Here is a 20,299-nt window from a genome sequence, read left to right as displayed (position 1 = left end):
AAAAATTGAAAAGGCATGAAAACCATTACTCTTATCCCGCTTACTACTGGAACTGGCATTGGTCATTTCATCTCGTCATTTGCAATGATTGAGAAGAGTAAAATGGCGATTTTAGATTTTGACTTTAACTCAATCGTATATGAAGTGCTAAATGGTGAAAGAAATTTTCATAATGACAACTCCAATAAGCCTACTGTAAAGTATAGTACAACCCGCTTTAACAACCTTCTTTTTTCAAACGCTTACGAACATGTAGCCATTAAAAAAATATATGAAACACTTAAAACTGACCAAATAAAGGATAGTTCCACATTAGCAAATATCAAATACCGAATAGTTAATTACCCATACCGACATAAGGATTATTCTCTGTATGAAATAATTGCAACATCTAGTTATGTTGTATTTTTTGGCGATTATACGTTTGACACTAAGTTGGCTCTTAAAGAAATTCTTGAAAAGTGTTCTTATAATAGGTTTGGAATTTTGTTAACTAAAACAGAAGGTGTAAACTTTTCCCTTGAAAATTTCAGTCAGGAGGTAGGCGTAAATCAAACAAAAGTGTTTGGCGAAATTCCCTATAATCTAAAATTTCAACTCGCAACCATACAAAAGAAAGTACTGCTGGAGTACGGTGATAATTATTTATCAGACTTAATTATTAAAGTATGGGACAACATTAAAAGCGAGGCTAATATAATTAAAGAATTAGAAGACTAGATTTAGGTTTGAAAACAATACTTATTTAGCATTTTGTAATGGTAATATTATAAAACTTCAGTAACTTTAGATCGGATACGATATTTATATTATCGCAACCGACTCTACAGGTCTATTTAGTTTAATTTTAAAAGATTATGACATGGACACAAAAAAAGTTAATCACCAAAATGAAAAGTCTTTTTCTACAAATCGAAAAGCAATTACAGATAAGGATTACTTCAGGATAATGAACCTAGTAGGAGAAGATATTGGAAAGGCACATGTGTTGCCGGAGAGCTTGCACAAGTTATACTTATATGCAGCAAATAGTAAAAAATATAAACCTCAAAGAATACCACAAAACTATGTTACCTTAAATTCTGAAATTATTCTTTCTAATGAAAATGATCAGAAACAACTAGTTAAAATTGTCTTGCCTCAAAACATTTATGAAAAGCATGACATCTCTGTCTATAGCCTTTTAGGTTTAGCATGTATTGGAGCTAAAGAGCACGACTTTATTTATGTAAATTATTCTGGGACTAAGCACAAGTTACTAATTGAAGAAATAGTATTTCAACCTGAAAAAGAAAAGAAATTTAATCTATAGCAATTTAATAAATAGGATTCTCACTAGCCATCATAATTATTATCGAAAGCTAAATAAGAAGTAAAAAATACAATCATGGAAAAAAAAATTAAAATAACAGAACTCGACTACGAACGATTAAGCAATTTAGTTGGGGCTGCTCGTAATATAAAGGATGTTGAATTAAATAATTTAAATGCATTAGCACGCGAAATTAGAAGAGCTGAAAAGGTAGATTCTCATTTTATTGAACCTGAATATGTAACAATGAATTCTATTGTTCTGGTTAAAAACATGGAAACAAAAAGACCTATGACCGTAAAGATTGTTTACCCAAAAGAAGCTGATTTCTCCAAGGGCTTTGTTTCCGTCTTTTCTCCACTTGGTAGTGCTTTGTTAGGATACAAAATAGGTGACTCAGTTAAGTTTGAAGCACCTAAAGGCATAGTAACCATAAAGATAATAAGTGTTGAATATCAGCCTGAGGCAAGTAAAGCATATTCGGTGTAATATATTAATAAATCAATAATTCTAATCCAAAAACATATAGATCTAATAGATTTTAAAAACATGTTAAGATGGAAACAAAAATTAAAAAAACAAAGACTTCATTCAATCCGATAAGCAATGAAAAATTTTCAATGAAACAGCGCAGTAATCCTTATAATCAAACTACCGAAAACAAAAAAACAGACCACAATAGTTATTCATTTATTGTTCCGTGGCAGCAGCAAGCACATATTGTGCAATAAAAAAACATAACACATTAATATACACAGCATAACTTTTAATTAAAATGTTTGACTATTACGTATTTATCATCTTACCTCTGTTAATATTTATTGCACGAATTGCTGATGTTAGCTTAGGAACAGTTCGAATAATTTTAGTAGCTAAAGGATATAGAAATTGGGCACCCTTATTAGGCTTTTTTGAGGTGTTAATTTGGATTTTAGCCATTAGTGAAATTATTGATAACCTTGACAATTGGGTGTGTTACATTGCCTATGCTGGCGGATTTGCAGCTGGAAACTACATTGGAATGAAAATAGAACAACACCTGGCATTAGGGCATGAATTAATTAGGGTAATTACTAAACGTGATGCTCACGATTTAGTAAATAATTTAAAAGACGAAGGATATGGTGTTACATTTATAAATGCAGAGGGTGTAAAGGGTGCTGTTGGTGTAGTATATATTATTGTAGACCGCAAAAAAATTGCTAAAGCAGTTAAAATTATACGCGAACATAATTCAAATGCTTTATACACTATTGAAGATGTAAGGTTTGTCAATAAAAAAGTGTTCTATAACCCTACTCCCATAAAGCATAAACGTGATTTAGTAAAAAAGTAAATGGTTAAATTAATATAATTATATTAACAAAAAATGCCTATAAAATCAAAAATACTTAGAAGCAGTTTTGGGACTAAGGATAAACTGTGATAACAAGAAACATTGCGATATTCGTGACACCTCTATGTAGGTAATATACTGTGAAGAGTATTTAAAACATTTTTTTAAATGGATAGCTATTAATGCTTTACGCTCGTTTATTTAGGTGTTTTAGGGGTGTAGCGACACCCCTTTTTTATTAATTCAGTATGACCATTAAACCGACACTTTAGAAAATCAATATCTCGATAATTTTAAAACGATAATTTTCACCTCACCATCTGGCATCGATAATTTTAAAAAAATATATGGACAGCTACCCTCAAATAAAGAATTAATTACTAGAGGAAACTAAGAAAAGATTAGATTATTACTAATCACGCAAACTCTAAATTACCAATCCAGTAGTCTCTTTTCGCCTTCCAAGGCTTTTATTGCTGAAATTTCTTGTGATACTTCTATTACGCCTCTGAAATTTTTCTGTTCATCTCGAACTGCAAAATATTGAATGAGAATATACTCCCCTCTCATTTTTATCCAAAAATCAGCCTGGTCTTTTTCTCCGGTTTTAAACGATTCAACAATTTGCTCTACCACATGTACGCTTTCAGGCGGATGACAATTGCTCACGTCTCTTCCAATAATCGCTGTGGTACGGGGAAAAATTCGTTTGGGTGGTGTTGAAAAAAAACAAACTTTATTATTCTCATCAACAAAGGTTATATCCACAGGCAAGTGATTAAAAATAAGCTTGATTTGCTCAATACTTACACTTCCTGTTCCAAGATTAATCAGGTTTCCATCAATACCTGATTCTAATTTTTTACTTTCTGTAAGCACAGGTTGAATATATGGATAGCCAAGCTCAAAACCTTCCCTATTCATCGTTTCTAATTGCTTCTCTGTAATTGTTTCTACAATAAATGGGAAAAGAATTCTTTCTTCACGAAACTTAATAGCCAACATATTGAAGAAAATGTCGCCAATACATTTATTGAAGAGCTTAATATCGAGTTCTTCTGTTGTAAGTTGAGCAATCACAGTCTTTAAGTTCCTGCGTATATCATCCTGAAACGACCACATTATTTGAAGACAGCGATATTCCTCCCAAGTCTTCTCTATAATTGGGAATAACACATTTTCTTTAATGGTATAATGCTTTACAAATACTTCAAGTTACTTTAAGGTTTCCGCCAACTCATTTCTTAAATCCTTATTGTCGGTATCTTTTACAAAGGCTTTAAAAACAGGACGAATTTCATTTAAAACCAACTCCATTTCGTGGTTATTCTGTTCTAACACACCTAAAAATGAATCGGGTTCAGGTTCAATTCGCTTATAATCCCGAATGGGTTCATAAAACACATTCAACACTTTATTGGTCAAGACTTTTACCTCCTCCATTTTATTGCCTTCATTGATTATCTCATCAAACAGTTCAATAAAATCTGTTGGAATAACGGTAGGAATAAAATCTTTATTGACATCAATAAATGACTTGGCATTCCCTGTTTTTAAAATAAGGCTAGACACCTCTTTTAACTTTGCAAGTCGTTTTTGTTTTGTATTCGTAAATTCTGACATCTTACATACTATTCTTTAAAATAAACCCAATATTCTTCTTCCCCTTTTTTATCAAGCCAATGCTTATATTCTAAACTTAAAGCTTTATCAATCAAGGGAGCTGGGATAAACGGTGCAATCACTTTAAGTATTTTATTACCACCAAGTTTCTTTACAGCAGAAAGCACTTCATGTACAGGTTGCTCTCCAGCATTAAGCATTTCTCGTATATCAATAGTTTCTGCAACATCATCAGCAATGAACCAATCAGGCTTTTCGGTAACATAATTGCCATTCTCCACCGCAATATCATTACTAGCTGTTTGCCCAACTTCCGAACGAAGTTTATTAATTAGCTCTTCTACCTTTAAACCGCCAATTGTTGCAGCTTGCGATAAGCTTGTAATTTTAGCAACTGTCTTTCTTAGTACAGGATTTCTAAGTTTTTTAAATGGTGGTGCAGCAGCTATTAAGACATCTTCAAGCTGTGGGTATGCTTCAAGCAAGTCGAATATTTTTGTTTTTGGTGTTATTATTAGTTTTTCCATGTTACTCGTCTTTTGCTTGTCCATAAGATAAAATACGTTGTTCTCCCTCTAATGCTCTATTCTCAGTAAGGTCTTGAGAATACTCCAACGTTCCCAAATACTCGCCATTCTCATCACGTAAGGCAAAGTATTCTATCTTGACAAATTTGCCCTTCATCTGAATCCAGAACGGAGCATGAGAAGCTTTCCCTGATTTAAAGTCTTCAACAATTTTCTCAACAATATGGGTACTTCCCGGTGGATGGCACAAGCGAACATCACGGTTAATTATAGAACGACTTCGGGCAAAAATGCGCTCTTTACCCTGGGTGAAATACTTTACCTTATCATCCTTATCAACAAAGGTCATATCGGCAGGAATTGTATTTAGGATAGCCATAATTTCTTTAGCCGTAAAACTACCCGATGGAAGTTGAATATTGCCATCGCCAGAAACGGTGGTTTCTCCACTATCCTCTGACATCCCTTCAGGTTTCCATTCTACTTGAGGGTCGTAGAGCGTAAAACCAAATTCAAGCGTTTGCTTGTCAATGTTCCACCAATCTTCAACCGTTAGCAAATCCATTGCCATCGGAAAAAGAATTTCTTCTTCCTTTTGTACCATATCAACCAAGCCTTGTATGGCAGGATAGAATAATAGTTCAAGCGATTCTTCTAAATCTTCGGCTTTTAATTCAGGTGTTTTTAGAATTTCAATACAACCTTTTAATTGCTCCCTTATCTCATCGTGCTTCCCCCACATTACTTTAGGTGGACCAGTAATTTCATTTTTCTCTAAATATGGAAAAACTAAATACTCTTTTCGTTGATAGTGTTTGTCAACGTCCATTAATTCATTAAATAATCCTTGCAAAGCGAATAGATATTTTTCATACTCACCTTTACCAACTTGACTAAGGGCTTGCAGTAGTCCTTTTGCTTTTTCAGCAACCTTTTTAAGTTCTGCATTTTCCTTCTTAAAAACATCAACAGGATGACCTTCGGGTATATCTTTAGCACCACTAACATCAACATTTCCCTCAAGTACCGAACCATGAATATCACAAAGTTTCAATACTTCTGATTCGGGTAGCCCTTCTTGAATTAATTCCTGTTCTACTTCGACAACCTCTCCGTAAGGAATATTCTTTAAAGATTCTATAAGTTGCTTTCTCACTTCTTCCGCAGATTCGCCATCGTGCAGTTTAAGAATAAGTTCTTTTAACTTATCCTTTCTATATTTTGAGTTATTCAATAATTCGCTCATAACTAAATGGTTTTTTAATTTACAATAGTCTTGTTTTATTAACAGGTCTTGGTGCTTTTGTTACCAATATTCGAGCATCGGCAGCACTTTCGTTACTTAAACAATGTACAATATCAGCTGGACTTTCAATTAATGTATCTTTTTCAAATACTTGTGTTTCTTCTCCAACAAGAACAGTAGGCGTTCCTTCCAATATATAAAACACCACATCAACAGGCGTTTTGTGGGGCTTTAACGTTTCTCCGGGTTTTAAAGTAATGTGCATAATTTGAGCTGATTCATCATTATACATTTGTCTTACTTCCACTTTATGTGGATTTTCCTTTAGAGGTTCTGTTTTGTAATTTCTTGAAATCATAACTTCTATTTTTACTAATTATTTTGCTATCCAAAAACATCTTTTAGGAGAAACAATAGTCTCCTCTTTCTTTAATTGAGCCATTGCTTTATCAACAACTTTACGGTCAAGCCCGGTTAATTCTACAATTTTCCCAGCATTTAAAGGTGTACCATCTTTTTTCATGGCTTCTAATACTTGTTCTTTTGCTTCCATATTTTATTTTTGAATTTTATACAATTTACAAAATATCTATTAGCTATTTTTCTTTCTATAGCGTTTTCTCCACAGCAAATAACCACTCAAAACCACCATAATACCAACCAATCCAGACAAGGGAACAATTAGAATATAAAAGCTACCTATAAGGTTTTGAAAAAAACGTCCGGTATGTATTTCAAGCGATAAGTTCCATAGTGACATTTTAGATTCATCGAGGATGTTCTTAGGCATTTCAGGAAACTGATTGTTGTGATGTAGGGGAATTATTCCTTTGTCATAATCAACCATATGTTGATTGCCATCGGTATCGCTTATATGTCCGGTAATTTTAAAATCGCCAATAGGACGACCCGAAGCATTACCCTGATAGACCTTTGATTGAGCATAGTTGTATATTTCAGGATGGGATGGATGCCAAAGAAACAAACCACTAAATGAGCCAATCATATATACTCCTTTAGAATAAGGCTTTAGGGTGTTTATACCCATCACACTTATTGGCGGTTGAATTTCAAATGGAATGGGCTTCGTTTCTTCTATTTGCATGTAATACATTCCTTCGGATGTTGAAAGTAAGAAAGTGTTTTTATCTTCATCGTACAGTAAGTCTCTTAGTTTATCGTACCACGGATTTGCTTGGTCGAGATGTGAATATTTAATAGGTGCTACTCTTGCATTGGCAATAGCTATTAGCAAAGGAGGGCGAAGAAACATACCTGTAAAAAACAGAATTATTAACCCTACAAAAGTCCATGCCCCAATATGATTATGCCACTTTAACGACCATCGGTTTATTTTAATTATTCGAGTTCTTTCTTTGGATTTCTGTTTGCGCTTTTTTATCCATCCTGGGAAAAAGAAATAAACAATACCTGTTATCGAAAGAAAAAAGGTGACAATACCCAATAAATCAACAAATAGCTTGCCTGGCAATCCTAATATTTCTCCTGAATGAATTTGCCAAATGGTTTGAAACAGACTTACTTCATTTACAAAGTTATCCGGCTTTTCTAATTCAACTTTCTGAAATGTGGTTTCGCTTCCTTTTGACTCTCCCTTAAACATATAAGAGCGGTTCATGGCATAAATTGTATCGCCAATGCTTTCAATGGCAACAAATCGTTTAATATCAACATCTATCTGAAATTTCTTCCATTCAGCTTGTTCTATATTGTAGGCAAATAGACCAAAATGAGTAGCTGCATATAAATTTCCATCCTTGGAACGGTGAACGTCAAAAATCTTGCGGTTATCCATTCCTTGGGGAAAACCATCATTAAATGAATGGTAATTTTTTAATGTAGAATCTGTTTTCCAAATACCAATGTTACCATAAACTAAAACACTATCATTACTTATAATCAGGTTTCCCTTAATAGCACTATTGTTCCAATTGCTATATTGAAAATTTTCAGGTAGTACAGTTCTCGCTACATCACAGCCAGAGAAAAACTCTCTGTGATTCATAAAGATACCTGTAACACTATAATACAATAACAGTATTGAAATAATTAACCCTGGCCATTTGTGAAGCTTTTTGTAAAACCTTGCCAACCTACTAACTGAACTCCCCATAACTAATCACAATTCTCCATTTCAATAATATGATAACCTTTATCCTCTATGTCTTTCGCAACCTTTTCTGAGGCATTCTCAATATGGCAAAATTCGCATTCTTTTGAAGTCACTAATTCTGAAACAACACTTTTACCTTTCAGAAACGCTTGTCCATACTTATAAATAACATCTGGATTCTTTTCTTCTTCTCGAACCACTATATCAAAGTGCATTTTATTACCATCTTCTTTTAATACATAAGTATCCCACACAGCTACTTCCATTTTAATCTATTTTAATTATTCCTGTTGGACAGCTTTCTACAGCTTCCAGTATTTCATTTTCATATTTAATATAATCAACATTCGGCATTACAATCATTTTATCAAATACTTTAAATACCCTTGGCGCAAATGACTGGCATATTTTACATGCCACACAAGTATTTACGCTATCACCTCTCCAAACTCTCTTGATTGACATTTCAATACTTCTTTAAGATTTACCATTAACCTTACCCATTAAACGCTTACGAATACTTAGAAATGCATCATTTTTATTAGTAAAATTTTTAATAGGTATTTTAAGTAAGAGCTTGTTCTGATACGACCTGTCTTTAGGTATATTATTGGTAATTAACGCAATTACCAATAATACCGCAACACCTGTTAATACAGGATATAGAATATAAAAATACCCCAAGTTTAGTACTTTTGGGGTTCCCAGATTAGCGATTAATGCTGTTGCTCCACCGGGCGGATGCAAAGTTTTTATACACTGCATGGCAACTATGGATAATGAAACATCCAACGCAGCATTCAACCATAACACATCAAAATTAGCCAATAGCTTATAAACAGTAACACCTATAAAAGCACTAAGCAAATGTCCTCCGATTAAATTTCGAGGCTGTACCAATGGACTATTGGTTGCACCATATATTAAAACCGCTGACGCACCAAAAGAACCTATTAAAAACACTTTGTCGCTAATACTAAATGACGAAAATACTTCGTGTGTAAAACCAATAATGCCAATACAAAAAAAAGCACCTATAAATGTCCAAAGGTGGTCTTGTGGATTTACTATGGTTTGCCGATAAATAATATATCGGACAACTCTATAATTTCGATGAATCAATTTCACTTTCTTAAAAAGGCTTTAAAGGATAAGGCTATTAATAATATAAGTTTCACTACTTCGAACAGAATAAACCATAAATGTGCCAAGGAGCTAGACAGTTCCTGCCCAGCAATTATTAAATCGGCTCTTCCTAATAGTTGTGGTAAAAGCCACAAGGTTTGTAGCATTAAAATCGCACTTACTAACCAAAGCATTCGATTAAAAACCGATGCACTAAAAACCTAAATCGGTATTGCTGAAAAAGTAATAACCATATAAGGAGTAAAAGCACAAGTTCTACTCGATTTAAAGCTGTAAAAACCAGTTTACCAATTCCTAATCCAATTTCTCTGGTAACACGTGGTGCTTTAAACTTTAACCATGCCTCAATAAAGCTAATGGCACTAATCATACCTGCCCAAAAGGCAAAAAGGATTGCAATTAATTTTTGAGATAGATTCATTCAATCAGCACCTTTTATACAAATTTTAAATCTTCTACATCCATCTCAGCATTTAGCTTTTGCTCAACTTCTTGATACTGCTGATTTACCAAATCTTTCTGCTCGGATGTCAATGCTTCTTCTGCCATTGGGTAAAGCACATTATCCTCTTTATATATATGGTCTGTCAAAAGCATTCCATAACCTCTAGCATTCTCAATAATCTTTCCCTGGTTGTTTTCAGCTATGCCTTGCTCCATACCTTTTACATACTCTCGTCCTTCATCATGCTCGTTTAGCATTACTGGAATAGGGTTGCAATGCAAATTCTCAATATTCTCCAGCATGGCTTTAAAGAGAATGTCTTCCTCTTTAGCATAATGAAACTTATCTGCATAGTTTTTTATAAAGTCAATGGTTTTTTGAAAGAACTCAAGCTCTAACTCTTTTCCATTTTCAAGAGCTTCACACTCTTTTACTACGGCATCAATTACCTTTAAAATAGTTTGATGCTCAGCTGACAATAATTGTGTTATATTTTTCATTTTTATTAAGTCTTATAATTTAAGTCTATTTAATACCGCATCTCCATGAAGTATTTTCTCTGAAAGCGATTTTACAGTCTCTGTTTTTACAATATCAAAGAATCCATCACGCACTACCTTATAGTTTTCATGCAAGGGACATGGATTATCATTATTACATTGTTTCAAGCCAAATCCACATTTATGAAAGCAAGCATCACCTTCAACCACATGAATTACATCGTACAGTGTCAAATTCGATTGGTTATCGTTAAAAAAGAATCCACCACCACGACCTTTTATTGAGTCTAATAACTTATTCTTAGTAAGTGTTTGTAAAATTTTTGCGGTGTAGGCTTCCGGGGCTTCAATTTCTTTAGCAATTTCACCAACGCCTGGTCTTTTTTGTTCCCAATTTCGCAATTGTACAAACACTAAAGCCCTAATGGCATACTCTGTACTTTTAGATAGCATATCTTATTTGTTTAAAAGTTCGTTCTCCAAAACTAGAGCTTTCTTAAACAAAATATTGTTTTCTAAATGAATATGTCGATGCAAGTCATTCTCAAAATCCTTTAATGTTTGAAAAGTTACTTGATACGTTCCACAACCATCAGGAGGACAAGTGTATACCGATGTTAAAGTTGACATCTTTTCAAAGCGTTCACCTTCCTTCTGATGTTCGTCATCCAATAATTCAATAGTCTTATTTAGCTCTCCAAATCCATCTTCGGTATTCAGCAACTCTGTTTTGTATTTTACCATCTTTCGGATGTATGGAAAAAGAATCAATTCTTCTTTCTTCATGTGGGCACTTAGATTCTCTGCTTCGCCATTAAACAACTCTTTTATCTCAAAAAGCTCCGAATGATTATCTCCATGTACATCACATAACTTTTGTAATTTCTGTTGTAGAAATGGAATATTTTCACTCACATAAGTATGATGTCTCTTTTCAATATAATCGCATAGCTCGTCTAATTCTAAACTATCAATGTATTTTGAATCAGGGTCACTCAATGCGACAATAGCTTGCAATTCAGGAACTAGCACGTCAATATCTACCTTTGATTTTTTACAGGCTTCATCTAAACTTATTCCTCCTCCACAGCAAAAATCTATGCTATTCTTGTCAAATATCTGAGCAGTTTTAAAATTGGCTTTAACTATCTCTCCAACGCTTGTATTTATGTTTATGTCCATATCTATGTTTTTTTGTTTCTACAAAGATAGAAATATTTTATAAAAGGACATTGATATCCTTTTATAAAAATTGTTATATATTTGTTTTTATAAATTTTAAAATCAAATAAAGATGAATACAAAAAAGCTTTGGATTGGATTTATTTTGGTAATGGTTATTTCATTTGGAATTTATTAGGTGCGGGTATCTTCGGATTCGTGATTAACCCACCAATTGCACTTTATTACATGCAAGGCTTAAATACTACCCCATTACACGGTCATACTGCAATGTTTGGAGTTTATGGAATGTTGGGAATGGGTCTTATGTTATTTGTATTAAGAGATATGGACTTAAAATCAGAATGGAAAGAGAAGCCCATTAGAATAGCATTTTGGTCATTAAATATTGGTCTATTGTTAATGGCCTTATTAAGTCTTTTACCTGTAGGATTAGCACAAACTGTAGCTAGTGTGAAACATGGTTTATGGTATGCTCGTTCAGCAGAATTTTTAGGACCCCCTGCAATGGAAACATTACGTTGGCTTCGTGCCATTGGCGATACTGTTTTTGCAGTTGGAGCAGTCTACTTAGCATGGTTTATTTTTGGCTTAAAAGGCGGATGGGCTATTAAGGAATAATAATAACATAGATTACATTAATAAATTCCCGATTACATTATAGTAGTCGGGCGTTTATTTTGACAACAAGAATTAATAAATCTAAAGTATGAATGTAATAAATTACCAGAAATCAGAACATCTCGATTTGTGTATAGAGGGAAAACAGACGAACTAAAACGCATAAAAGAACATTTAAGCAATAAAACACAAGTATTATACAATGTTTAAACAATTTTTAGATACAAAGATTAGAATCATCAACAACCAAAAAAAAGGCCATCTCCGAAAAGACAGCCCTCATACAATTAAACACGTAATTTTATTTAAAAGATAAATAGGCCTCTCGTTTCGCAGAAGAACCATTACTCCAGGTTCTTTCCTTTGAAATTAACTCCATATTTGTTTTGTTAAAATCATCATTACTTAAGACGAATGTGACCTTACGCTTCTTATTTTGCTTCATCATCTCTTTTACTTTATCAGCAGGTAACGAAATTTTCACCCAAACATTATCGTCCTTGGGCTCCAATGTTTGAGTTGCTAACAATTCACCTTTTTCTGGTTTATTATCAAATGTAATGCTTGATTCACTCCATTTATTATCATCACAGCTATATACACTATAAGTATAATTTGCTGATGCATCTTTTTTATTTGGATAAACCCTCACACAAATATTAAGTTCTACATCTGAAAAATCCTCTACCTTTTTTAGGTTAAATTGAAGATAGGTGGTTCTTGAATATTTATCATCTCCATTTGATTTCATTACACGTAAACGCTGTGGTGTTGTCGACCCCAAAGCCTCACTCGCCGTTTCACCACCTTGTACAAAGGCATCTTGCCATACTGTAACTTTCTTTACCTTTTGAGCCTCAACCTGATTTGAAAAACCCAAAAACATAACTCCTAGTAACATCAATACTATTTTCATCACTCTATATTTTAAAATTAAAAAATTAGTTCTCTGTAACCTGCTTAATCCAATTTGGTAACTCACCCAGTCGTAACTTTAATTGTGCTTCATACAACGATTCTGGCTCCACAGGTGTACCCAACGATTCAATCACTTTAAGTTGATCTTCTTGAAAGGTGCTACCAGCTCCGTGAAAACCAACAATAATGGGAGGTATAATCTTCCAATACCATGTTTTTGATGACCAAAATTCGAAGTCCGTTTCAGGCTCACCCAACTCTTTATAATTCCACAGAACGAGATGCTCCAAATGGTTAGGCAAATTAAATCGAGCTCCTCCTCCACGACCAATAAAAAATCCCCCTTCAATACAGTCGAACAATGTAGTACGAGGTTGAGATGCATGAGCTTCAAAGCTCGTATCTTCATTATACTTCACTCGCCATAATACAGTTCCAATAGTAGCACTCGTTACTCCTGGTGCATGCCATTGCGAGGAACTATCGTTAACCAATCCAATTAAAACTCTTGTGGAAGCATTAGAACTGATTGAGCTATGCCCTGGTGTTCCGGTTACATCACAATTTAAAACTGACACGTTAGAACAAAGTACAAGGCTGGCTGCACGATTAACATCGGTAAAGCGGCAATTACGCACCCAACTATTAGCTAAGCGCTGAAACTTTAACATTGAGTATCCGCCATCGTGTATATCATTTTTATGATGCACAAATTCATCGTGCCAATTACCAACAAATGCAATATCTTCCACTCCCACTTCTTTGAAATGTGCATAGCTTAAAATTTGCCATTCGTGGTTCTTATCTACTTCACGCATCAAGGGTTCTTTAAATGTTAAGTTCTTACCCTTAACATTCTCCACCAAATGATATTCATTTACATATACACCTTTGTTTATTATTGATGTCCACGCTTCATCTAAGTGACAGCCACACATCTCCTTCTCAACTAAATCAGGTGCATTATTCTTTACACGCAAAACAACCCAATCACCAGCCTTAATATTTGAAGCATCATTAACGCGTACCGAAAAAGATCCACGATCAGAACTACCAGTTACCTTAGCTATGACCTCTTCCTTACCTCCACCAACAAATTGAAACAAATAAGGTGTTGTCCACAATTTCTTCGGATCTTTCGCAGGTAGGTAGTTTTTCATGTAAAGTTCAGTACCATTCACTCCTGCTCCACTTCCTCTAAACACTACATTCTTACCTTTTACAATAATCGGCAAACGATCATCATCATCTTCATTCACTAGAAAACGCCCTTTGGGGAAATAGATAATACTGGACGCGTTCTTTGTTGCCGCTTTAATGGCCTTACAAATGGCCTCTTTATCCGACTTATCATCATCAGGGATAGCTCCAAAATCAGTTACATCAAATATTTTGTGTTTTACATCTGGAATAGTTTTTTCACCATGGTGATAACCTGCATAAGAAAAATCAGGTAGTTCAGCAACTTCTCCTTTTGATTGAGCAGCTTTATAATCTTCCCATAGCTGACTTTTTTGAGCTAACACATTAGTTGACATGGTTAATATCCCCAATACCAACATATATTTAAGATTGTTTTTCATAAATAACTTGTAATGATTTATGACTGCAAAATAGGAATTACCACAAGTTATGAAGGTAGTTAATCGTTCAAATTACGTTCATAATTATTCAGTACTTTTATAGCTAGCTACCTTCATTTTCTTCTTCACTGGCAGCTTCTGCACCTTTTTTTCCATCATTAATCCTATCACATGCCTTTTCACCCTGCGTATATTTTGAAGGTGTTACTCCAAAGTGCTCACGAAAACAACGACTAAAATAACGAGGTGTACTAAAACCAACAGCATATGCAATTTCCGAAACATTCATCTCAGGCTCGCTTAGAAGCATTTCAGCCGATTTCTTTAATCGTATGGACAGAATAAAGTCATTGGGTGTTTGACCAGTAACACCCTTAATTTTTGAATACAAACGTGTTCGACCAAGGCTCATGGCTTTTGCAAAGTCATTGACATCGAACTCAGTATCGTCTATGTGTTCCTCAATAATTGCTTGCGCTTTTTCTAGTAGCTTCTGATCAATACTATTATGTGCCAAATCCTTTACTTCCGCTTTAGGATCCTGCTTAAACTTTTGCTTAATAATAGCACGATTCTTTAATAGGTTCTTCACTCGTGCACGCAGCAGCTTAATGTTAAATGGTTTCGTAATATAATCATCAGCACCTGTTTCAACACCCTCAATCTTATATTCCATTGCCGTGCGGGCAGTTAATAAAATTATAGGTATATGACTGGTTTGTGCATTACGCTTTAGTTTAGCACACATTTGCGTACCTGACATATTTGGCATCATTACATCCGAGATAATAAGATCGGGCTGCTCAGCTAAGGCAACATTTAAGCCTACACTGCCATCCTCTGCTTCCAGTATTTTATAATGTTTCGAAAAAATATCTTTTAGCATAGCTCTAGCCTCACCATTATCTTCAACCAACAAAAGGCTTGGTACATTATCAGCCAATTCAATTAATTCGAATTCGTCCGTTAATTCAACTTCTATAAGAGAACTCTCATCATTAAATAATTCAGGCTTCTCGTTGGTGAGTTGTTCATCTTTATAATGCTTATTTCCTTTTTTTAATCGGACTGTAAACGAAGTACCTTCTCCTTCAATACTATCTACTAACACTTGCCCTTGATGCTCCTTAATAATTCCTTTGCAAAGCGCCAAGCCAATCCCACTGCCTTGCCCACTTGTTTTACCCGAAACTTTATCAATTTGATAGAAACGATCGAATATTCTCTTCACGCCCTCCTTTGCCATCCCTGGTCCATTATCAGAAATAACTATATCAACAAAAGCGGGCTGTTCAATTACTTCAACAATCACCTTCCCATCTGTTTCTTTAACTACCTTAAAAGCATTTGAAATCAGATTATAAAACACTTTTTCCATTTGTTGACCATCGAACCACAAGGACATTGATTGTGCAGGCGTTTTAAAATCATAATCAATATGATGATGATGGGCATATTCCACAAAAGATTGAAATATTTCATCAAGAAAAGCAGCCACTTTATACTCACACACTTTCAGTTTCAGAAAACCTTGCTCCATCTTTCTAAAATCGAGCAATTCAGTAATAAGGTTATTTAATCGAACTGCATTATTATTAATGGTCAGTAACTTTTTATAGTTACGAGCCGATGTTTTCGTATCCTCCAATATGGCTTCTAAGGTGCCAGTTATTAAAGTCAGAGGAGTTCGAAACTCATGGGATATATTGGTAAAAAAACGAAGTTTTGATTTATTCATTTCTTTTATCTGCTCTTTCTCACGCTTTTCAACCTTTAGACTATCCTCTAATCGCACACGACTTAAATAGATTTGATTAAGCCATAATATCAAAGCGACCAGAAGTACCAAATAAGACAAATAGGCATACCACGTTTTATAGAATGGCGGATTAACAACTATTTTTATACGCCTACTATCCACAACATTATCATCAATGCTATTTAATACACGTACCTTTAAATGGTAGGTTCCCGGATCAAGGTTTGTGTACGTCACCGATGTTTGATTTCCGGCTTTCACCCAATCATCATTAAAATTTTCGAGTTGATATTCGTATCTACTTTGATTGGTTAAAATGTAATTGCATGCTGAATAATTGATAGTAAAAACATCTTGTTCGGGAGCTAAAACTATTTCATTACTATACGCCAAATCATATTTTAACAGCCCCGTTTCATCACCAGGGTAAACCTCCTTGTTATTGACATATAAAGAAGTAAACAACAAACTAAAATCACTCGACTTTTTTAATAAATCCTCTTCCTGAAAAGAGACCAGACCATTAATGCCACCAACAAAAACCTCTCCATCGCTAGTTAGAAACAAAGAACCATCATTTAATTCTTCTAGCGGAAAACCATTAGTCTGATCGTAATTATAAAAACGTCCATTTTCAATATCAAAGCGAACAAGACCTTTACTGGTTGAAACCCATAAATTACCATACCTCGATTCTTGAATTCCATAGACGAAATCACTTGGTAATTGATGAGATAATCTTGAATAATTCAAAAATTTATCCTGCTTTCGTAGGTATTGGTTTAAGCCACCACCAAGTGTTCCAACCCAAAGCCTGAATTGGTGATCTTCAAAAATACTGTTAATGGTGTTACTACTTATAGAATTTTCACCCATTCCATTTGTATACCTCTTCAATTGATTTGTTTCAGCATCGTAAACACATAAGCCGTTTCGTTCCGTTCCAATCCATAACTTTCCAAAACTATCCTCAAACAAACAAAAGATCACTTTACCAATTAAAGCCTGATCTTCTTTATCTTGGATAAAGGGTTCAAAACATTCGGTAGCAATATCAAATTTTACGATTCCACTATGCGTACCCAGAAGGTAATTACCCTGAAAAGGAATAATAGAATTAATAACATTAGAAGCCAAAGAGGTACTATCTTTTGAGTCGTGAGTATAGACACGAAATTTTCCGCTCTCAATATCCAACAAATTTAACCCTCCTAAATACGTACCTACAAGCAACTTTCCCTCCTTAGTCATTAATAAGGACTTTACACTATTATGCGAAAGTCCAGGCTGACCTTCCGAGTGCATATAATGCTTAAAGCTCTTTGTCTTACGATCGAAATAATCCAAACCTCCGCCTTCAGTTGCAACCCATAAATTATTTTTCTTGTCCTCAAGCATTTTTCCAATAACGCGATAGTTCACACCTTGTGGATTATTAGGACGAACGAAATATTGTCGGTAAACATGAAAATCAGGATTATAGTAACTTATTGCTCCAAAATAGGTACCTATCCACATAGTACCTTGCTGATCGCACATCAGACTATATATACTATTATGCGACAATCCATTGTGGTCATTATCTGACTGCTGATAATTTTGAATTTCAAAGCTTCGCCCATCAATAATACTTAAACCTAGAAATGTTCCAACCCAAATGTTACCTTGCGAATCTTCATTTATATCACGAATTATATCATTCACCAAGTAACTACTATCGTCACTGTGCTGAAAATGTTTGATGACATTGTTTTGGCGGTTCAAAACAACAACTCCATCGCCATCAGTTCCAACCCAGATACGTTTTTGAGAATCGGTATACACAACATTGGTTTTTACATCCAACACTTGGGTTGTAACCTTACTATTGGCATTATATTTATACAATCCATCATCGCTACAAATCCATAATATTCCAGCATGATCGATGGTTAGATTTCGAACAGGACAATTCTTGTCAAATAAATCACCTCTTAATGTAAATGCTTTATTATTGGGATTTAATTCAAATAAGCCCCTGCTCGTCCCCAGTAAAAGTTTACCATTGTACGGCAACAATGCCAAAACACCATCAAATGAGAACTGCTCAAACACCAAAGTTTTAGTATTTAATCGTGAAACCCCATTATAGGTAGCTGCCCATACATACTCCCCCTCCCTTTTTAATACCCTTATATTATGACCCAAAAGAGATGTACTATCTCCTCTAACCGGGCGAAATGTTTTAACCTTATCTCCATCATACACATTTAATCCATCCCGTGTTCCAATCCAAATCCGCCCCTTTTCATCCTGCATTAATGAGGTCACAGAAACTTGTGATATGCCGTCCCTCAAACCTAAATACTCAAAAGCTATATTTTGTGCTGAAAGCTTAGCACTAATAAATAAAACAAGTATAAATATTGCGTACTTTTTCATTCCTAATCTCCCTTAAAATAATTGCTTTATCACTATAAATACATAGCTTTAATAATTCAAAAATAAGCATAATACAAAGGAACAGCTACTCAAAAAATAATAATCCAAAATAATTCGCAATAATGACATTATCGTACACCATCACCCTTAAATCGGACTTCTTCTATCTTGATAATCAAACGTTAATAAACAGCATGAACAATATTAGCTCAAAGACAATCCTTAACCAAGTGTTTTTTAAGACCTTAGGTTCATTATTTTTGTCTTATCCCAAACGGTAAAATGCCAGTGGAACGAAAACGGATAATAGATAAATATAAGATACAATGAGAATTTCATTTTTAAAAAATCTAGGTTTTATTTTAAGTATTGTTTCGATCTGTAGTTGTAGTTTAGATCAAACAACAAAACCAGGAATCACTGAGAATTTAAAGTTCGCCAGTAAGCAAACTAGTTTATTATTAAAAACAGCTGAAGCTGCTCAGAAAATACCGCGCACAATCACTGCGGATGGTCATATGCATTATACAAGAGATGGCTTTGATTGGACAGAGGGATTTTTTCCAGGTACTTGCTGGTACTTATTTGAATATTCAAAAGATGAAAAATGGAAAAAAGCTGCTTCTCATTTTCAAAAGCAATTTGAAAGTCATCGTTTAATGCCTTTTTATCACGATTTAGGTTTTGTTTTCAACTGCTCGTATGGAAACGGTTATCGTTTAACCGGTAACGAGCAATTTAAACAAACCTTAATTGAAGCCGGTAATACTTTAATTACACGTTTTAATCCAAATGTTGGATGCATCCGCTCTTGGGATGTGGATAAAGGCTGGCAATCAAAAAGAGGATGGGAATTCCCTGTCATTATCGATAACATGATGAACCTGGAACTACTATTTGAATTATCACAAATAACAGAAGACGATAAATATAGAAAAGTAGCTATTGCGCATGCCAATACGACTTTAAAAAATCACTTCAGAGAAGATTTGAGTTCGTATCACGTGATCGATTATGATAGTATTACAGGTAAAGTACGCAACAGACATACAGCACAAGGTTATGCTCACGAGTCGGAATGGGCACGCGGTCAGGCATGGGGAGTATATGGCTATACGCTATGCTACAGGTACACTAAAGACCCAGCCTACTTACAACAAGCCGAGAAAATAGCGGAATATATTATTAACCATCCTGATATGCCAAGCGATCACATTCCTTATTGGGATTACGATGCACCAAAAATACCATACGAACCACGCGATGCCTCGGCAGCAGCCATAACAGCTTCAGCACTTATCGAATTAGACACATACTCGGATAAAAATTATTTAACTGAGGCTAAATTTATTCTTAAAAATTTGTCCTCAGAAAGTTACCTGGCCAAAGAGGGCGAAAATCATAATTTTATACTTAAGCACAGTGTCGGAAGCATTCCGCATAACAACGAAATTGATGTCCCGTTAAACTATGCCGATTATTATTACATTGAGGCACTGATGCGCCTAAAGAAAATTGAAGACAAGGCAATTTAATTCATCCCAAC

The 20,299-nt window shown here is 34.5% G+C and carries 24 protein-coding genes; 7 read left to right on the top strand and 17 right to left on the bottom strand.

Annotated elements, in window-relative coordinates:
• Positions 1-15 precede the first annotated feature (15 nt).
• From ACRD7B_RS03070 to ACRD7B_RS03050, 5 genes are all read left to right on the top strand, one after another.
• On the top strand, positions 16-720 hold the full coding sequence (locus ACRD7B_RS03070) for a hypothetical protein (protein ID WP_430822996.1): 705 nt from the start codon (positions 16-18) through the stop codon (positions 718-720).
• A 142-nt stretch (positions 721-862) separates the two neighbouring features.
• Positions 863-1,312 carry a GreA/GreB family elongation factor gene (locus ACRD7B_RS03065; RefSeq protein ID WP_430822995.1) on the top strand — a complete coding sequence of 150 codons (450 nt, stop codon included), beginning with the start codon at positions 863-865 and terminating at the stop codon, positions 1,310-1,312.
• Positions 1,313-1,387: 75 nt separating this feature from the next.
• Positions 1,388-1,801, top strand: a complete 414-nt coding sequence (locus ACRD7B_RS03060; RefSeq protein WP_430822994.1) for a GreA/GreB family elongation factor — start codon at positions 1,388-1,390, stop codon at positions 1,799-1,801.
• 68 nt (positions 1,802-1,869) lie between these two features.
• Positions 1,870-2,043 (top strand): hypothetical protein, encoded by a 174-nt coding sequence (locus ACRD7B_RS03055; protein WP_430822993.1) that lies wholly within the window; start codon positions 1,870-1,872, stop codon positions 2,041-2,043.
• 44 nt (positions 2,044-2,087) lie between these two features.
• Positions 2,088-2,648: a DUF2179 domain-containing protein gene (locus tag ACRD7B_RS03050; protein WP_430822992.1), complete on the top strand. Its 561-nt coding sequence runs from the start codon at positions 2,088-2,090 to the stop codon at positions 2,646-2,648.
• A gap of 432 nt (positions 2,649-3,080) precedes the next feature.
• Here ACRD7B_RS03050 and ACRD7B_RS03045 read toward each other — a convergent pair whose 3' ends face one another.
• From ACRD7B_RS03045 to ric, 14 genes are all read right to left on the bottom strand, one after another.
• Positions 3,081-3,728, bottom strand: coding sequence for a PAS domain-containing protein (locus ACRD7B_RS03045; RefSeq protein WP_430822991.1), 648 nt, complete (start codon positions 3,726-3,728; stop codon positions 3,081-3,083).
• Positions 3,729-3,863: 135 nt separating this feature from the next.
• A complete protein-coding gene (locus ACRD7B_RS03040) occupies positions 3,864-4,271 on the bottom strand; it encodes a hypothetical protein (RefSeq protein WP_430822990.1) in 408 nt (135 codons plus the stop codon).
• Between the two features lie 8 nt (positions 4,272-4,279).
• Entirely contained in the window at positions 4,280-4,798 is a 519-nt protein-coding gene (locus tag ACRD7B_RS03035; protein WP_430822989.1) for a DUF1858 domain-containing protein, read from the bottom strand.
• Position 4,799: 1 nt separating this feature from the next.
• Complete coding sequence (locus ACRD7B_RS03030) at positions 4,800-6,044, bottom strand: DUF438 domain-containing protein (RefSeq protein WP_430822988.1); 1,245 nt, start codon at positions 6,042-6,044, stop codon at positions 4,800-4,802.
• Between the two features lie 19 nt (positions 6,045-6,063).
• Entirely contained in the window at positions 6,064-6,402 is a 339-nt protein-coding gene (locus ACRD7B_RS03025) for a cupin domain-containing protein (RefSeq protein WP_430822987.1), read from the bottom strand.
• A gap of 18 nt (positions 6,403-6,420) precedes the next feature.
• Complete coding sequence (locus tag ACRD7B_RS03020; protein ID WP_430822986.1) at positions 6,421-6,597, bottom strand: hypothetical protein; 177 nt, start codon at positions 6,595-6,597, stop codon at positions 6,421-6,423.
• A 39-nt stretch (positions 6,598-6,636) separates the two neighbouring features.
• Positions 6,637-8,178 carry a PepSY-associated TM helix domain-containing protein gene (locus ACRD7B_RS03015; protein ID WP_430822985.1) on the bottom strand — a complete coding sequence of 514 codons (1,542 nt, stop codon included), beginning with the start codon at positions 8,176-8,178 and terminating at the stop codon, positions 6,637-6,639.
• A gap of 2 nt (positions 8,179-8,180) precedes the next feature.
• On the bottom strand, positions 8,181-8,444 hold the full coding sequence (locus ACRD7B_RS03010; protein WP_430822984.1) for a DUF2024 family protein: 264 nt from the start codon (positions 8,442-8,444) through the stop codon (positions 8,181-8,183).
• Between the two features lies 1 nt (position 8,445).
• Entirely contained in the window at positions 8,446-8,643 is a 198-nt protein-coding gene (locus ACRD7B_RS03005) for a ferredoxin (protein WP_430822983.1), read from the bottom strand.
• A gap of 12 nt (positions 8,644-8,655) precedes the next feature.
• Positions 8,656-9,300: an HPP family protein gene (locus tag ACRD7B_RS03000; protein ID WP_430822982.1), complete on the bottom strand. Its 645-nt coding sequence runs from the start codon at positions 9,298-9,300 to the stop codon at positions 8,656-8,658.
• A gap of 184 nt (positions 9,301-9,484) precedes the next feature.
• Positions 9,485-9,745 (bottom strand): hypothetical protein, encoded by a 261-nt coding sequence (locus ACRD7B_RS02995; RefSeq protein ID WP_430822981.1) that lies wholly within the window; start codon positions 9,743-9,745, stop codon positions 9,485-9,487.
• A gap of 14 nt (positions 9,746-9,759) precedes the next feature.
• Positions 9,760-10,269, bottom strand: a complete 510-nt coding sequence (locus ACRD7B_RS02990; RefSeq protein WP_430822980.1) for a hemerythrin domain-containing protein — start codon at positions 10,267-10,269, stop codon at positions 9,760-9,762.
• Positions 10,270-10,281: 12 nt separating this feature from the next.
• On the bottom strand, positions 10,282-10,722 hold the full coding sequence (locus ACRD7B_RS02985; RefSeq protein ID WP_430822979.1) for an RrF2 family transcriptional regulator: 441 nt from the start codon (positions 10,720-10,722) through the stop codon (positions 10,282-10,284).
• A gap of 3 nt (positions 10,723-10,725) precedes the next feature.
• A complete protein-coding gene (gene ric, locus ACRD7B_RS02980) occupies positions 10,726-11,451 on the bottom strand; it encodes an iron-sulfur cluster repair di-iron protein (protein WP_430822978.1) in 726 nt (241 codons plus the stop codon).
• A gap of 129 nt (positions 11,452-11,580) precedes the next feature.
• Between ric and ACRD7B_RS02975 the strand changes: the two genes are divergently transcribed.
• Positions 11,581-12,072, top strand: coding sequence for a cbb3-type cytochrome c oxidase subunit I (locus tag ACRD7B_RS02975; RefSeq protein ID WP_430822977.1), 492 nt, complete (start codon positions 11,581-11,583; stop codon positions 12,070-12,072).
• A 301-nt stretch (positions 12,073-12,373) separates the two neighbouring features.
• Here the strand turns inward: ACRD7B_RS02975 and ACRD7B_RS02970 are convergent, their stop codons facing one another.
• The 3 genes from ACRD7B_RS02970 to ACRD7B_RS02960 form a co-directional block, all read right to left on the bottom strand.
• Complete coding sequence (locus ACRD7B_RS02970) at positions 12,374-12,988, bottom strand: CBM96 family carbohydrate-binding protein (protein WP_430822976.1); 615 nt, start codon at positions 12,986-12,988, stop codon at positions 12,374-12,376.
• Positions 12,989-13,013: 25 nt separating this feature from the next.
• Positions 13,014-14,573 (bottom strand): DUF4955 domain-containing protein, encoded by a 1,560-nt coding sequence (locus ACRD7B_RS02965; protein ID WP_430822975.1) that lies wholly within the window; start codon positions 14,571-14,573, stop codon positions 13,014-13,016.
• A 103-nt stretch (positions 14,574-14,676) separates the two neighbouring features.
• Complete coding sequence (locus tag ACRD7B_RS02960) at positions 14,677-18,753, bottom strand: hybrid sensor histidine kinase/response regulator transcription factor (RefSeq protein ID WP_430822974.1); 4,077 nt, start codon at positions 18,751-18,753, stop codon at positions 14,677-14,679.
• A 326-nt stretch (positions 18,754-19,079) separates the two neighbouring features.
• Between ACRD7B_RS02960 and ACRD7B_RS02955 the strand changes: the two genes are divergently transcribed.
• Entirely contained in the window at positions 19,080-20,288 is a 1,209-nt protein-coding gene (locus ACRD7B_RS02955) for a glycoside hydrolase family 88 protein (RefSeq protein WP_430822973.1), read from the top strand.
• Positions 20,289-20,299: the final 11 nt, after the last annotated feature.

This window comes from Carboxylicivirga fragile (assembly GCF_050589805.1).
GTDB classification, from domain to species: Bacteria; Bacteroidota; Bacteroidia; order Bacteroidales; family Marinilabiliaceae; genus Carboxylicivirga; species Carboxylicivirga fragile.
The sequence above is the reverse complement of the archived record's forward strand: the minus strand, read 5'-3'. Positions and strand labels throughout refer to the sequence as shown.

Excerpts from the sequence above, each read along its gene's own strand:
- ACRD7B_RS03010 (WP_430822984.1), bottom strand. The coding sequence starts at position 8,444 with ATGGAAGTAGCTGTGTGGGATACTTATGTATTAAAAGAAGATGGTAAT.
- ACRD7B_RS02965 (WP_430822975.1), bottom strand. The coding sequence starts at position 14,573 with ATGAAAAACAATCTTAAATATATGTTGGTATTGGGGATATTAACCATG.
- ACRD7B_RS03065 (WP_430822995.1), top strand. The coding sequence starts at position 863 with ATGGACACAAAAAAAGTTAATCACCAAAATGAAAAGTCTTTTTCTACA.
- ACRD7B_RS03050 (WP_430822992.1), top strand. The coding sequence starts at position 2,088 with ATGTTTGACTATTACGTATTTATCATCTTACCTCTGTTAATATTTATT.
- ACRD7B_RS03070 (WP_430822996.1), top strand. The coding sequence starts at position 16 with ATGAAAACCATTACTCTTATCCCGCTTACTACTGGAACTGGCATTGGT.
- ric (WP_430822978.1), bottom strand. The coding sequence starts at position 11,451 with ATGGACATAAACATAAATACAAGCGTTGGAGAGATAGTTAAAGCCAAT.
- ACRD7B_RS02960 (WP_430822974.1), bottom strand. The coding sequence starts at position 18,753 with ATGAAAAAGTACGCAATATTTATACTTGTTTTATTTATTAGTGCTAAG.
- ACRD7B_RS03025 (WP_430822987.1), bottom strand. The coding sequence starts at position 6,402 with ATGATTTCAAGAAATTACAAAACAGAACCTCTAAAGGAAAATCCACAT.
- ACRD7B_RS02970 (WP_430822976.1), bottom strand. The coding sequence starts at position 12,988 with ATGAAAATAGTATTGATGTTACTAGGAGTTATGTTTTTGGGTTTTTCA.
- ACRD7B_RS03005 (WP_430822983.1), bottom strand. The coding sequence starts at position 8,643 with ATGTCAATCAAGAGAGTTTGGAGAGGTGATAGCGTAAATACTTGTGTG.
- ACRD7B_RS03040 (WP_430822990.1), bottom strand. The coding sequence starts at position 4,271 with ATGTCAGAATTTACGAATACAAAACAAAAACGACTTGCAAAGTTAAAA.
- ACRD7B_RS03035 (WP_430822989.1), bottom strand. The coding sequence starts at position 4,798 with ATGGAAAAACTAATAATAACACCAAAAACAAAAATATTCGACTTGCTT.
- ACRD7B_RS03060 (WP_430822994.1), top strand. The coding sequence starts at position 1,388 with ATGGAAAAAAAAATTAAAATAACAGAACTCGACTACGAACGATTAAGC.
- ACRD7B_RS02990 (WP_430822980.1), bottom strand. The coding sequence starts at position 10,269 with ATGAAAAATATAACACAATTATTGTCAGCTGAGCATCAAACTATTTTA.
- ACRD7B_RS03020 (WP_430822986.1), bottom strand. The coding sequence starts at position 6,597 with ATGGAAGCAAAAGAACAAGTATTAGAAGCCATGAAAAAAGATGGTACA.
- ACRD7B_RS02985 (WP_430822979.1), bottom strand. The coding sequence starts at position 10,722 with ATGCTATCTAAAAGTACAGAGTATGCCATTAGGGCTTTAGTGTTTGTA.
- ACRD7B_RS03030 (WP_430822988.1), bottom strand. The coding sequence starts at position 6,044 with ATGAGCGAATTATTGAATAACTCAAAATATAGAAAGGATAAGTTAAAA.
- ACRD7B_RS02995 (WP_430822981.1), bottom strand. The coding sequence starts at position 9,745 with ATGAATCTATCTCAAAAATTAATTGCAATCCTTTTTGCCTTTTGGGCA.
- ACRD7B_RS02955 (WP_430822973.1), top strand. The coding sequence starts at position 19,080 with ATGAGAATTTCATTTTTAAAAAATCTAGGTTTTATTTTAAGTATTGTT.
- ACRD7B_RS03055 (WP_430822993.1), top strand. The coding sequence starts at position 1,870 with ATGGAAACAAAAATTAAAAAAACAAAGACTTCATTCAATCCGATAAGC.
- ACRD7B_RS03015 (WP_430822985.1), bottom strand. The coding sequence starts at position 8,178 with ATGGGGAGTTCAGTTAGTAGGTTGGCAAGGTTTTACAAAAAGCTTCAC.